Annotated in this window: 12 protein-coding genes and 1 pseudogene; 8 read left to right on the forward strand and 5 right to left on the reverse strand. The window is 73.9% G+C overall.

The genetic code is table 11. From position 1 onward, the window contains the following. Nucleotides 1–67: 67 nt before the first annotated feature. The 3 genes and pseudogenes from guaA to ACFV57_RS19950 form a co-directional block, all read left to right on the forward strand. Nucleotides 68–1,654 carry a glutamine-hydrolyzing GMP synthase gene (guaA, locus tag ACFV57_RS19940; protein WP_385233628.1) on the forward strand — a complete coding sequence of 529 codons (1,587 nt, stop codon included), beginning with the start codon at nt 68–70 and terminating at the stop codon, nt 1,652–1,654. Nucleotides 1,655–1,780: 126 nt separating this feature from the next. After that, entirely contained in the window at nt 1,781–2,359 is a 579-nt protein-coding gene (locus ACFV57_RS19945; protein ID WP_385233631.1) for a Uma2 family endonuclease, read from the forward strand. A gap of 30 nt (nt 2,360–2,389) precedes the next feature. Further along, nucleotides 2,390–2,602: pseudogene (locus tag ACFV57_RS19950) on the forward strand (NAD-binding protein); the annotation flags it as partial. Nucleotides 2,603–2,715: 113 nt separating this feature from the next. On the opposite strand, the gene ACFV57_RS19955 reads toward ACFV57_RS19950, so the two are convergent. After that, nucleotides 2,716–3,270 (reverse strand): TetR/AcrR family transcriptional regulator, encoded by a 555-nt coding sequence (locus ACFV57_RS19955; protein ID WP_385233830.1) that lies wholly within the window; start codon nt 3,268–3,270, stop codon nt 2,716–2,718. A gap of 303 nt (nt 3,271–3,573) precedes the next feature. Then, nucleotides 3,574–4,371: a maleylpyruvate isomerase family mycothiol-dependent enzyme gene (locus ACFV57_RS19960; protein ID WP_385233634.1), complete on the reverse strand. Its 798-nt coding sequence runs from the start codon at nt 4,369–4,371 to the stop codon at nt 3,574–3,576. Between the two features lie 98 nt (nt 4,372–4,469). Here ACFV57_RS19960 and ACFV57_RS19965 point away from each other — a divergent pair, with 98 nt between their 5' ends. The 3 genes from ACFV57_RS19965 to ACFV57_RS19975 all read left to right on the forward strand — a co-directional run bounded on the left by ACFV57_RS19965 (nt 4,470) and on the right by ACFV57_RS19975 (nt 7,689). Continuing rightward, complete coding sequence (locus ACFV57_RS19965) at nt 4,470–5,288, forward strand: class II aldolase/adducin family protein (RefSeq protein WP_385233637.1); 819 nt, start codon at nt 4,470–4,472, stop codon at nt 5,286–5,288. Between the two features lie 413 nt (nt 5,289–5,701). Then, the gene (locus ACFV57_RS19970; protein WP_385233833.1) at nt 5,702–6,994 is read left to right on the forward strand and encodes a hypothetical protein; all 1,293 of its coding nucleotides are present in this window, start codon (nt 5,702–5,704) and stop codon (nt 6,992–6,994) included. 146 nt (nt 6,995–7,140) lie between these two features. Next, nucleotides 7,141–7,689, forward strand: a complete 549-nt coding sequence (locus tag ACFV57_RS19975; RefSeq protein WP_385233640.1) for a DoxX family protein — start codon at nt 7,141–7,143, stop codon at nt 7,687–7,689. Nucleotides 7,690–7,746: 57 nt separating this feature from the next. Here the strand turns inward: ACFV57_RS19975 and ACFV57_RS19980 are convergent, their stop codons facing one another. The 3 genes from ACFV57_RS19980 to ACFV57_RS19990 form a co-directional block, all read right to left on the reverse strand. Then, complete coding sequence (locus ACFV57_RS19980; protein WP_385233643.1) at nt 7,747–7,983, reverse strand: hypothetical protein; 237 nt, start codon at nt 7,981–7,983, stop codon at nt 7,747–7,749. Then, on the reverse strand, nt 7,980–9,542 hold the full coding sequence (locus ACFV57_RS19985; RefSeq protein ID WP_385233646.1) for a PspC domain-containing protein: 1,563 nt from the start codon (nt 9,540–9,542) through the stop codon (nt 7,980–7,982). Before ACFV57_RS19985 ends, ACFV57_RS19980 begins: the two co-directional genes overlap by 4 nt. Before the next feature lie 165 nt (nt 9,543–9,707). Continuing rightward, nucleotides 9,708–10,727: a helix-turn-helix transcriptional regulator gene (locus ACFV57_RS19990; protein ID WP_385233649.1), complete on the reverse strand. Its 1,020-nt coding sequence runs from the start codon at nt 10,725–10,727 to the stop codon at nt 9,708–9,710. Nucleotides 10,728–10,865: 138 nt separating this feature from the next. Here ACFV57_RS19990 and ACFV57_RS19995 point away from each other — a divergent pair, with 138 nt between their 5' ends. Together ACFV57_RS19995 and ACFV57_RS20000 are read left to right on the forward strand one after the other, a co-directional pair. Then, the gene (locus ACFV57_RS19995) at nt 10,866–11,291 is read left to right on the forward strand and encodes a VOC family protein (protein WP_385233652.1); all 426 of its coding nucleotides are present in this window, start codon (nt 10,866–10,868) and stop codon (nt 11,289–11,291) included. An 83-nt stretch (nt 11,292–11,374) separates the two neighbouring features. Continuing rightward, on the forward strand, nt 11,375–12,505 hold the full coding sequence (locus ACFV57_RS20000; protein ID WP_385233655.1) for a winged helix DNA-binding domain-containing protein: 1,131 nt from the start codon (nt 11,375–11,377) through the stop codon (nt 12,503–12,505). Nucleotides 12,506–12,524: the final 19 nt, after the last annotated feature.

A 12,524-nucleotide genomic window follows, 5' to 3' on the forward strand; every position in this document is an offset into this window, starting at 1 on the left:
CTCAGTATGAGCCCGTTAGAATCGAAAGTCCAACCCCTTGCACCACCACCGCCGGAAGGCCGCCGAAGTGCCATCAGCGTCACCTGCTGCCGCCCCCGACGTCGTCCTGGTAGTCGACTTCGGCGCGCAGTACGCCCAGCTCATCGCCCGCCGCGTACGCGAAGCCCGGGTCTACAGCGAGATCGTCCCGTCCACCATGCCGGTGGCCGAGATGCTCGCCAAGAACCCCAAGGCGATCATCCTCTCCGGCGGTCCGTCGTCGGTCTACGCCGAGGACGCGCCCAGCCTGGACCGCGCCCTGTTCGAAGCCGGGGTCCCGGTCTTCGGCATGTGCTACGGCTTCCAGCTCATGGCCACCACCCTCGGCGGCACGGTCGACAACACCGGCGCCCGCGAGTACGGCCGTACCGGCCTGCACGTCTCCAAGAACGCCTCGACCCTCTTCGAGGGCACCCCGGCCGAGCAGCCCGTGTGGATGTCGCACGGCGACGCCTGTTCCGCCGCGCCCGAGGGCTTCACCGTCACCGCGTCCACCGACATGGTCCCGGTCGCCGCGTTCGAGAACGACGAGAAGAAGCTGTACGGCGTGCAGTACCACCCCGAGGTGATGCACTCCACGTACGGCCAGCAGGTCCTGGAGCACTTCCTCTACCGGGGGGCCGGCATCGACCCGGTGTGGACCACCACCAACGTCGTCGACGAGCAGGTCGCGGCCATCCGCGAGCAGGTCGGCAGCGCGCGGGCGATCTGTGGCCTGTCCGGCGGCGTGGACTCGGCGGTCGCCGCCGCCCTCGTCCAGAAGGCCATCGGCGACCAGCTCACCTGCGTGTACGTCGACCACGGCCTGATGCGCAAGGGCGAGACCGAGCAGGTCGAGAAGGACTTCGTGGCCGCCACCGGCGTCCAGCTGAAGGTCGTCGACGCCTCCGAGCGCTTCCTGAAGGCGCTGGCCGGCGTCTCGGACCCGGAGCAGAAGCGGAAGATCATCGGCCGCGAGTTCATCCGGGTCTTCGAGCAGGCCCAGGCGGAGATCGTCGCCGAGTCCGGTGCCGCGGGTGAGCCCGTGAAGTTCCTGGTCCAGGGCACGCTCTACCCGGACATCGTGGAGTCCGGCGGCGGCACCGGCACCGCGAACATCAAGTCCCACCACAACGTCGGCGGCCTCCCCGAGGACCTGGAGTTCGAGCTCATCGAGCCGCTCCGCCAGCTCTTCAAGGACGAGGTCCGCGCGGTCGGCTCCGAGCTGGGCCTGCCGGACGAGATCGTTCAGCGCCAGCCGTTCCCCGGCCCCGGCCTGGGCATCCGTATCGTCGGCGAGGTCACCGGCGAGCGCCTGGACCTGCTGCGCGAGGCCGACGCGATCGCCCGCGAGGAACTGACCGCGGCCGGCCTGGACCGCGAGATCTGGCAGTGCCCGGTGGTCCTGCTCGCGGACGTCCGCTCCGTCGGCGTCCAGGGCGACGGCCGCTCCTACGGTCACCCCATCGTGCTGCGCCCGGTCTCCTCCGAGGACGCGATGACCGCGGACTGGACCCGTATGCCGTACGACGTCCTGGCCCGCATCTCCACCCGCATCACCAACGAGGTCCCGGACGTCAACCGCGTCGTCCTCGACGTCACCAGCAAGCCCCCGGGCACCATCGAGTGGGAGTGACCCCCTCGTAGGTCCCCCGCACCAGGTCAACGCCGCAGCCGTCGCTCATCAGTTTGAGCGGCGGCTGCGGCGTTCTCGGTGGGTACGCTGGCCGTACGGCCCAGAATCCCGTTCATGGGAGGACTTATGACCGCTGAGATCGCGCACCACTGGCCCGTGCCCCCGCCGGACGGTTACACCGTGGACGACCTGCTGACCCTGCCCGACCTCCCGCCGCACACGGAATTGCTCGACGGGAGCTTGGTTTTTGTGAGTCCACAGCGTGATTTCCACAGCACCGTGATCGACCTGCTGGTGAACGGGCTGCGCCGCACTGCGCCCTCGGAGTTGAAGGTGCGGCGCGAGATGACCGTGGTGATCGACAAGCGCAACGGCCCGGAGCCGGACATCACGGTGGTGCGGGCCGCGGCGGTGCGCAGCCGGATGCAGTCGTACTTCCAGGTGCGGGACGTGCTCCTCGCCGTCGAAGTGGTGTCCCCGGAGTCCGAGGCCCGGGACCACGACACCAAGCCGCACAAGTACGCCAACGCGGGGATTCCGTACTTCTGGCGGGTCGAGATGGCCGGTGCCGACGATCACCCGGTGGTGCACGCCTTCGAGCTGGACCTGGAAGCCCGTACCTACCGTCCCGTCGACACCTTCCGGGAGCAGGTGAAACTCGGCGCGCCCTTCGACATCGACCTGACGGCGATCGACACCCTGTGAGCGTTGACAGCACCATCGGTTTCATCGGCACCGGGCTTCAAGCTGGAGCTGCACCACAAGGACATGGGCATCGTCACCGACGCCGCCCGCGCCGTGGGCGCCACGATCCCCGTCGGCGCCGCCGCGGCCCAACTGGTCGCCTCGGCCGTGGCGCGGGGCGACGGCGGGCTGGACCACTCGGCGCTGCTGCGCGGCGTGCAGCGGCTCAGCGGGTACGAGGGGAGCGCCGCGGGGCGTCCGTGACGCGGCGGCCCGCATCGCCGACGTACCGGCCGCCCTTCACCCGGGCCGCGCGGCGGCCCGTCGAACCGGACCGTCCGCGGAGTGCGGCGCCGTGCGCGGGACGTTGCCGCCGCTCAGCGGGCCTCGGCGCCGTAGCGGAGCCCGTCGACGAGCAGGGCGACCATCCGCCGCGTGTGGTCGTTGCCGTCGTCCTGCGCGGGCATGGTCAGGTTGGCCACGGCGCGCAGCAGGTCGTCGGGGTCGATGTCGGAGCGGATGTGGCCGGCGTTCGCCGCGGTGTCGAGGAGGGTGCCGAGGACGGGCTCGAAGCGCTGCTGGAAGTAGGCGGGCAGGCTGTCGTAGGCGGGGTCTCCGGAGTGCAGCGCGGTGCTCAGGCCGCGCTTCGTGGCGATGAAGCCCGCGAAGCGCTGAAGCCACCCGGCGAGCGCGTCGACCGGTTCGCACCGGGCCGTGAGGGCGGGCGCGGCGTCGGCGCAGGCGTCGACCTCGTGGCGGAAGACCGCGGCGATGAGGTCGGAACGCTGCGGGAAGTGGCGGTAGAGGGTGCCTGCCCCCACGCCGGCCTTGGCGGTGATCTGCCGTACGGGGGCGTCGACGCCCGAGGTGGCGAAGACTTCCGCGGCTGCCGTGAGCAGGGCGTCGGTGCTGCGCTGCGCGTCGGCGCGCACGCGCTTGCCGCCGGGCCGTCCCTGCGCCGCGACGGCGCCGCCGTCGGCTTGCCGCTGGGTGCCAGTGCCGCTGCCGCTGCCCGTGCCCTCGTCCACGATCCTCCTGCCGGCCGGCGGAACACCGATGCGTACCGGTCGGGCTGAACGGCGTTCCGTTTTACGTCGGCCAGCGTAGCGCGCCGCGTCGGACACCGGCTGCCATCGCGCAAGGGCCCCCTGGCCAGGGCGCGGCGGCGCCACGGAGCACGGGCCCCGCACCGTCGCGCCCACGGGCCCCGCACCGCCCCGCACCGCACCGTCACCTCACTGGAGCCAGAAGCGCGTCCTCTCCAGCCACACGTCGAGCAGCTGCCGGTCGCCGACGGTCTCCACACCCCCGGCGACGGCGGGGCGCCCGTAGAGGAAGAGGACCAGGTCGGTGATCGTGCCGCGGACGGCGACCGCGGCCTTCTCGTGGGCCGGGCGCCAGACGGGGGCCTCGCCGGTGAGGTCCACGAACCACTCCGCCTCCGTGTCCGTGGCGTGGAAGTGCAGGGTGCGGCCGGGGCCGAGCAGGACGGGCGCGCCGGGCTGCTCCTCGGCGATCTCCGGGACCGCGTGGAATCCCATCCACTCGTCGAGTGCGTCGCGGGCCACGTCCGCGTCGAGGACGTACTCCCGGCCGGCCGCCAGTGCGGCGTCGGCCCGGTGGAGCGCCGTCTCGTGCGTCATCCGGCGGGCCCAGAAGACGGGTGTCCCGCCGGGCGCCACGGTCCACACCGGTACGTCGGGCCCGGCGGCCCGCAGCGTCCCGGACAGCCGGGCGGCGCCCTCGGCGAGCAGGGCGCCCAGCGCCGCCGGGTCCTCGCCGGTGAGCCGCGGCGTCTCGTTGACCAGTTCGTCGGAGACCGGCTCCGTCGCCCGGGTCCCGACGATCGTCTCGACCCAGCGGTGTGCGCCGTTGACGTGCCGGATCAGCTGGCCGAGGTTCCAGCCGGGGCAGGTCGGCACCGGGGCCGCCGGGTCGGTGTCCTTGACGCCGGACCGCAGCAGGTCGGCCTGGTGGACGATCTCGGCGCAGTAGCGGTCGTAACTCAGGGGTGTACCGGGGGTGGCAGCCATGGGGGCACGGTAGTGGGCCGCCGACCGCTTCCGAAGCGAATTTCCGCCCGCCCCCTGGCCACCTCCGCTACCGGCAGGTAGCTTCCGTTTCGAGCCGTATGCGCGAGAAGGAGGAAGCCGCCGTGCCAGAGTCCACGCCGCCCGCCCCGGTGCCCACCGACCAGCTGCACTTCGCCCTGCCGCCGCAGCACGCGACTGTCGGGGAGGAACGGCAGTACCGCAAGGAGCGCCTCGCGGCGGCGTTGCGGCTCTTCGGGCGGTTCGGGTTCGAGGAGGGCGTGGCGGGCCACATCACGGCCCGGGACCCGGAGTTCACCGACTGTTTCTGGGTGAATCCGTTCGGAATGTCGTTCAAGCACATCACGGTGGGCGACCTGATCCTGGTCAACCACGAGGGCAAGGTCGTCGAGGGCCGCTACCACGTGAACCAGGCGGCGTTCGCGATCCACGCGCAGGTCCACCGGGCCCGCCCGGACGTCGTCGCCGCCGCGCACAGCCACTCGGTGTACGGGCGGTCCCTCGCCACTCTGGGGGAGCTGCTGGAGCCGATCACCCAGGACGTGTGCGCGTTCTACGAGGACCACGCCCTGTTCGACGACTACACGGGTGTCGTGGTGGACGAGGAGGAGGGCCGCCGCATCGCGGTCGCGCTCGGGCCGCACAAGGCCGTGATCCTGCGTAACCACGGCCTGTTGACGGTGGGCGACTCGGTCGACGCGGCGGCCTGGTGGTTCATCACGATGGAGCGTTCCTGCCAGGTGCAGCTGACCGCGCGGGCCGCGGGCAAGCCCGTACTGATCGACCACGAGAACGCCGTGCACACGCGGGAGCAGCTGGGCAACGACCTCGTCGCGTGGATCAACTACCAGCCGCTGTACCAGCAGATCACCCGCAGCGAACCGGACTTGCTCGGCTGACGCGGCCCGTCGTCGGCCCCCCCCCGGACCGTCGGGTGTCAGCGGCGGGACTCGATCCTCAGCCCGCCGTGGATCAGCGCGCGGGTCGTGTCGCGGGCGAGCATGTCGTGCGGGAAGCCCGACTCGATCGCGCTTGCCGCGTCCAGGCGGGCCAGTTGGGCGGCGGATAAGGCGTCGACGTCACCCGTCCGGAGCCGCCCTCCGGGTCCGGCGTCAACACGTCGGGGCGTCCGTCACCACCGCTCATCGCCCGTCACCGCCCGTACAACCGACCGTACGGCTTTTCCCGTCCGTCACGTGCGGCACAATTCCCTCTCAGTACGGTGAAGTTGACGACGACTGGTGGTCGGGGCGGAGCGGACGTGTCGGTGGAGACGGCGGGCGGGACGACGGGGGCGTCCGGATCGCCCGCGGTGACGGAAGGGTTCCCGGCGCCCGGGGCGGCTGGGGCGAGGGAAGCGGCAGGCGGCTACGGCGGTGACTGCACCTGCGGGAAGTGCCCGCGCGGCGCGCGCGAGGGGCATCGCAGGGCGGTCGCCGCGTTCGTGGCGCTGCGCGAGGAGTACGCGGCGGGGCGCGGCGTGCCGGCCGCGCTCGTCCACTCGGCGGGTGCGGCCCGGCAGTGGGTCTCGGACGAACTGGCGCTGTCGGCCCGTGCGGTCGCCGAGCGCGCCGCCGCCGAGGGCACGGCCTGGCTGGACGCCGTGTGGCGGCGGACGCTGCTGGTGCTCTGGGCCGGTGTCGGCGTGCTGCTGCTGATGCAGGCCCTGACCGCGATCGGTACGGGCTGGACGGTGCCGCGCACGGCGGCGCTGGCCGCGGCGACGGTCCTCGCGCTCGCGCTGACGGGCGCGGCGTGGCGGCACCGCTCGCGCGGCGGCCCACTGGCGCCGCTGATCGGCGAGGACAACCGGCTCTCGACCTCGCGCACGGTGGCGGCGGGCTGGCTGCTGCTGGTGGCCTACGCCGTCCTCGTGCAGGCCGTCCAGCTGGCCGTGGTGCGGGACGCGGACGCCCGCCAGGCGCTCGTGGACGGGCTCGAACTCCCGCGCGGCGCCGCGCTGCTCACGGTGCTCGCGGTCATCTGCGCGGTGGCGGTGCTGGTCCGCCGCGTCGTCGTCGTACGCATCCAGGGGCGGCGGCTGCAGAAGGTGCGCGCGGAGCGGCCACGCGCGGGTGACCTGCTCACGGACGACGCGGGGCGCGGCAGCCTCACCGACACCCAGTACCTGCTGCTGAACGTGGCCGCCCTGTCCTTCTCCCTGGTCCGGCTGGCCCGCGACCCGTCGCGGCTGCCGGACCTCCCGTGGTCGTTCGCCGCCGTCGTGGTCGTCGGCGCGGTCATGTATCTGGCGGGCAAGTACGCGGAGGGCGGCCGTCCGGTCGTCCTGTCGGTCGTCCGGGCCCGGGAGCCGGGCGATCTGGCCGCGCCCATCCGTATCGGCGACGACATCGAGATCCGCGGCACCGGCTTCGTACCGCCGGGCGCCCAGGCCCCGGACCTGCTGGCCCGCACCGTCGTACGGATCGGGGCGGTGCATGTGCACGTACCGCTGGTCCCGGTCGCCGGCGGCTTCGGCAATCCGACGGACGGTGTGCTGACCGTGCCCGTGCCGGCGGACGTCGAGCCGGGCCGGGTGGAGGTCAGGGTCGTCACGGCGGCGGGCGTGGAGACGAACAGCTGTCCGATCGACGTGCAGGACTGACCGCGGCGCAGCCGGCCGGGCCACGTGCGGGACCGGCTGAACGCCGGATACCGCGCCGTCCGTACCCCGTGCAGTACCCCTTGTGGAACACGCGCCCGCGGGCACACCATCGTCCGCGTCCGGCGGGGACGGAGAGGCGGGATGCCATGGCTCACGCGGATCGTACGGTCGCGGGCGGCCCCGGAGGGCCGGGCGCGGGGCTGGGCGGTGGCGGCGGCGCGCGCCGGGCCATGGCGCGCCACGCGCTGCTGCCGCTGCGGCTCTTCCTCGGTGTCACCTTCGTCTACGCGGGCCTGGACAAGCTGACCGACCCGGCCTTCTTCGCGTCCGGCGGTACGGGGTCGGTGGGCGAGCTGATGCGCCAGGTACGGGGCACCTCGGCCGTGCCCGCGCTGGTCGACCTCGCCCTGAGGAACCCGGCGGGCTTCGGCTACGCCATCGCCGCCGGGGAGCTGGCCGTCGGCATCGGCACGCTCGTCGGTCTGTTCGCGCGGGTCGCGGCGCTCGGCGGCGCGCTGATCTCGCTGAGCCTGTGGCTCACCGTCAGCTGGTCGACCCAGCCGTACTACTACGGCAACGACCTCGCGTACCTGATGGCCTGGCTGCCGCTGGTGCTGGCCGGGGCGCCGGTGCTGTCCCTGGACGCGGCCCTGGCGGCGCGCCGCAGCAGGCAGGGGCGGCAGCTGTTCGGATGACCGGCACCGGGCACGAGAGCACGGGGCACGGGCACGGGGGCGTGCCCGTACGGACTCTCAGTCCCGCGCCGACGACGATGCCGATGCCGATGCCGACGCCGCCCGATGGCGCCGCACCGCGCTCCAGACGGCCGCCGTCACACCGGACAGGAACAGGCCGGCCGGCACGGCCAGCATCGGCAGCGCGCCCGGCAGGTCCCACGCCCCGGCCGTCTCGCCCGCGTAGGCCCCGCCCACGCCCAGCGCGGTCAGGCCCGTGATGAGCCGGGCGGGTTCGAAGTCGTGGCGCTTCACTGCGGTACTCCCCGGGATGTGGTGGCGGACGCGGGCAGGGCGGGGACGGCCGGTGCGGATGCGGCGGGGGCCGGGGCGAGACCGGCCGGTGACGGGGTGGCGGACGGCGTGGCGGACGACGGCCGGGCGGCCCGCTCCACCTCCACCTGGCCCGCCCCCACCTTGAGGTCGAGGTCCAGCGTGCCGTGCGGCTTCTCGCCCTTCTTCAGGCCGGCCGCGGGCAGGGTGACGGTCTGGTCCTGGTCGGTCGCGATGCTGAAGTCCTCCGACGACTCGCCCGGCAGCCGGACGTCGCCGAGGCCCACGTCGATGTGCAGCCGTGCCGTGACGCCGTCGGGCACGACCACCCGCAGCTGTCCGGCGCCGACCGTGGCCTCGGTCCGTACCGTCTGCCCGTTCTTGAACGGCACGTTGCTCAGGTCCAGCTCCCCGCGCCCGGCCCCGAGGTGGTAACTCGGCTGTACGGAGGCGGCGTCCATCGGGAGCCAGACGCGGTTGCTCCAGTCGGCGGTGACGCTGTCCGGCAGCACCGCGGCGCCCGCCAGCAGCAGGGACGTCAGGATCACCATGAAGACCGTGCCGCCGCCGGTCCGCCCGAACCAGGCGCTGAGGACCAGCCCGAGGCCGAAGACGACGAGCGCGGCGGACAGCCCGGCGACGAGGGCGGTGGACAGGTGGTGGTCCGGCGCGGCGGCACCGCCCGCCGCCATGGCCGCGATCAGCGCCAGCAGGAACGTCCAGCCGCCGATCGGGCGGCCCGCCCGGCGGCGCCGGGCCGGTACGCCGCTCCGCGGCCCCGCGTACCCGTCCCAGGCCGTCGCGCCGGAGCCCCGGCCCGCCGTCCCGGCCGTGCCGCGTGCGCCGTACGCCTGCTCGTTCCCGTACGGGGCGTCGCTCGGCCCCCACAGATAACCCACGCCTGCCGTCCCTTCCTTGGAGAGCGGGTCCCGCCACCAGGACGGGCTGTTCCGCGCGGGCGGCGCCGTCGTCTCGGGCGGCGCGTCCGGGACGCTCTGCGCGGCTGCCGGGTCGGCGGCCCCCGGCCCGTCCGTGCCCGCCGCGCGGCGCTGCCGCGACCAGTACGCCGAACCGCCCACCGCCAGCGCGAGCATGACGGTGAAGGACAGCACGCCGCGGTTGGCCAGGGAGGTCAGGAAGAAACCGCAGCCGACCAGCGCGAACAGCAGCGCGGTCAGTGCCGTGCCCTCGACCCGGCCGGAGAGCAGCCGGCGCCCCTCGTTCTCGTCCTCGCCGTCCTGCGGGATCAGCAGCCAGGCGAAGCCGTACACGATGAGGCCGATGCCGCCGGAGACCGCCAGCACGGCCAGCACGATCCGGAAGATCACCGGGTCCAGTCCCCAGTGCCGGCCCAGGCCCCCGCAGACACCGGCGATCACCTTGTGCCGTCTGCTGCGGCGCAGGGGAGCCTGCGGGGCCGGGCGGTCTGCCGCGTCGGCGGGCGGCGGGGTGCCCGCGGGGCCGGACGTGGCCCCGGACGTGGCCCCGGACGTGGCTCCCTCGGGACCCGGCGTCTCCTCGGTGGGCGCAGCATCGTTCATGCGCCCATGGTGGCAAGCGGAACGGACGGGCGGCATCCGTGGGAACCCTGGTTGGTCCCTGAGATCGCTCCGGCACCGGGGACGGACGGGGCCGCGCCCCACCCGTAGGACCGCCCGCCGCACCCCGCAGGGCCGCCCCGCCGCACCCCGCAGGTCCGCCCCGCCTCACCCCGGAGGGCTGGAAGCGCCCCCCTCGGCGGCAGCGGCATACCGGCGTGCCAGCAGCGCACACGCCTCCTTCAGTTCGGCCGGTCCGACGATCTCCATGTCGGCGTCGAACCTCCCGACGGCGGTGGCCAGGGCCGTCCACGACCAGGACCCCAGGACGAGCCGGCAGCGGTCCGGGCCCAGTTCCTCGACGACGCCGTCGCGGGTGTACGGGGACACGGCCGCGGCGGGCAGGGCGAGGATCACCTCGCCCCGGCAGGGCGGGCCGTCCGGGCCGCCGAAGCCCTGGAACCTGCCCGCGACGAAGCCGGCCACATCGCCTCCGGGCAGGTCGCGCGGGGTGAAGCGGGGGCCGGTGGGAGTGCGCGGCGCGATCCGGTCCGCGCGGAACGTACGCCAGTCCTCGCGGTCGAGGTCCCAGGCGACGAGGTACCAGCGGCCTCCCCAGGTGACGAGGTGGTGCGGCTCCACCCGGCGCGGAGGCGGCCCGCTGCCCCGTCCCGCTTCCGGCGGCGACACGGGTACGTCCCCGGGCTCGTAGTCGAAGCGCAGCACCGCACGGGCGTGCACGGCGGCGCTGAGCGCCATGAGCACGCCGCTGTCGGCCTGCGGATTCGGCCGGGCCGCAGGCCGCTCGACGGCGGTGACCCGGAGGGTGTCGATCCGGTGGCGCAACCGTGTGGGCATGACCTGCCGGACGGTGTGCAGAGCGCGCGCCGCGGCTTCCTCAACTCCGGCGCCGGTGGTTGCGGCGAGCCGGAGGGCGACGGCGAGGGCGACGGCCTGCTCGTCGTCGAACAGCAGCGGCGGCAGCTCCCTGCCGGCGCCGAGCCGGTATCCGCCGTCGGGCCCCTTGGCCGCCACGATCGGATAGCCGAGTTCGCGCAGGCGGTCGACATCGCGGCGCACGGTGCGCCGGCTGACGTCCAGGCGCTCGGCCAGCAGCGCCCCCGGCCAGTCGCGGCGCGCCTGGAGGAGCGAGAGCAAGGACAGCAGTCGCGACGATGTCTTCTGCATGTCTCCATCCTGGCGCTGGTAGCGGACACACCCTGTCCGCTACCTCCGCCAGAGTACGACTCGCAAGGCCGAGCGGGCCCTGCGCCCGGCCGCGGCCCTTCGAACGCGGCCCGGCCACATCCGAGGCGAGGAGCCACCATGTCCGTCGATGCCGTGACCCACCTGAACTTCCGGGGCGACGCGCGCGCGGCGCTCACCTTCTACCAGGCCGTGTTCGGCGGCGACCTGGCCGTGGTCACGTACCGGGACGCCGGGAACGTGCGCGAACCGTCCGAGGCGGACCAGGTGATGTGGGGCCAAGTGACGGCCGGGAGCGGTTTTCGCGTGATGGCTTACGACGTGCCCGCGCACCTGCCGTGGAACCAGGGCGAGAACGCGTTCTTCCTCTCCCTCCGCGGAGAGACGGCCGAGGAGATCACCGCGTACTGGGAGAAGCTCTCCGAAGGCGCGACCGTCGTGCGGCCTTTGGAGCCCGCGCAGTGGGCGCCCCTCTACGGAATGCTGACGGACCGGTTCGGCGTCACCTGGGTCGTGGACGTGGTCAGCCCGTACGCAGCCGCCTGACCAGTGCAGATGTATCCGCTGAACCCGTACCCGTACCCGTACGCACGGGCCGGCGGCGGGCGTACGGAGGTGACCCGCACCCGATGACCGTTCTCGACGACCGCGCGCTCAACCGCGCGACACTCGCCCGGCAGCTGCTCCTGGACCGCGCGGACCTGCCGGCCCACGACGCCGTCGCGCACCTGTGCGGCCTCCAGGCGCAGGAGCCGCAGGAACCGTTCACCGGCCTCTGGTCGCGGCTGCGCGCCTTCGACCCGGCGGAGCTCTCGGACCTGCTGACCGGACGGCACGTGGTGCGCACCCATCTCATGCGCCGCACCGTCCACCTGCTCACCGCCGACGACGTCCTGGCCTGGCGCACCCGCCACGACGCCATGCTGCGGCAACGGGTGCTCGCCACCTACCGCAGCGACCTGGCCGGAGTGGACCTCGACGAGCTGGCCGCCGCGGGCCGCGCGGTCCTGGCCGACGGCGAGCCCCGCTCGATGCCCGAGCTGGGGCGGGCGGTCGTCGGCCGCTGGCCCGGTCCGGGCCCGCGGCCGCTGGGGGAGATGCTGGCCGCCGCGCTCATCCCGACGGTGCAGCTGCCGCCGCGCGGGCTGTGGCGCGTGAAGGCCGGCGCGCGGTACGCCGAGCTGTCCTCCTGGCTGGGCCGCGGCATCGACCCGCTGCCTCCCGACGGCTCCGATCCGGTGGGCGAGGCGCTGGTACGGCGTTACCTGGCCGCGTTCGGCCCGGCCGCCTCGGCCGACCTGCGCGCCTGGTGCGGACTCGCCGGACTGCCGCGCGCGGTCGCCGCCGTACGGGAGGAGCTGGTGACCTTCCGTGACGAGCGGGGCCGGGAGCTGCTGGACCTCCCCGGCGCGCCGCGCCCCGATCCCGACACGCCCGCGCCGGTGCGGTTCCTGCCGGCGTTCGACAACGCGATCCTCGGCTTCCACGACCGGAGCCGGATCATCGACGACGCCCATCGCGGCCTGTCGGTGGCCGGTGAGCGCGTCGTCCTGGTGGACGGCCGGGTGGCCGCGACCTGGGCGGCGAAGGACGGCACCGTGACGGTCGGCCCGTTGCGCCGCTTCTCCGGGGCCGAGCGCACGGCCGTGGGGGAGGAGGGGCGGGCGCTGGCGTCGTTCCTCTTCGACGGCGACGGCGACGGCGACGGCGACGGCGACCGCGACAGCGACCGCGTGGAGATCGCCGCGTTCCCGGACTGATCGCCCGCCTGCCCCGGAC

Origin of the sequence: Streptomyces sp. NPDC059788 (assembly GCF_042732265.1) — a bacterium.
Lineage (GTDB): Bacteria > Actinomycetota > Actinomycetes > Streptomycetales > Streptomycetaceae > Streptomyces.

Bases quoted from the DNA above. Each gene is read 5' to 3' on its own strand.
- ACFV57_RS19945 (WP_385233631.1), top strand. From the start codon at position 1,781: ATGACCGCTGAGATCGCGCACCACTGGCCCGTGCCCCCGCCGGACGGT.
- ACFV57_RS19960 (WP_385233634.1), bottom strand. From the start codon at position 4,371: ATGGCTGCCACCCCCGGTACACCCCTGAGTTACGACCGCTACTGCGCC.
- ACFV57_RS19965 (WP_385233637.1), top strand. From the start codon at position 4,470: ATGCGCGAGAAGGAGGAAGCCGCCGTGCCAGAGTCCACGCCGCCCGCC.
- ACFV57_RS19975 (WP_385233640.1), top strand. From the start codon at position 7,141: ATGGCTCACGCGGATCGTACGGTCGCGGGCGGCCCCGGAGGGCCGGGC.
- ACFV57_RS19985 (WP_385233646.1), bottom strand. From the start codon at position 9,542: ATGAACGATGCTGCGCCCACCGAGGAGACGCCGGGTCCCGAGGGAGCC.
- ACFV57_RS19990 (WP_385233649.1), bottom strand. From the start codon at position 10,727: ATGCAGAAGACATCGTCGCGACTGCTGTCCTTGCTCTCGCTCCTCCAG.
- ACFV57_RS19995 (WP_385233652.1), top strand. From the start codon at position 10,866: ATGTCCGTCGATGCCGTGACCCACCTGAACTTCCGGGGCGACGCGCGC.
- ACFV57_RS20000 (WP_385233655.1), top strand. From the start codon at position 11,375: ATGACCGTTCTCGACGACCGCGCGCTCAACCGCGCGACACTCGCCCGG.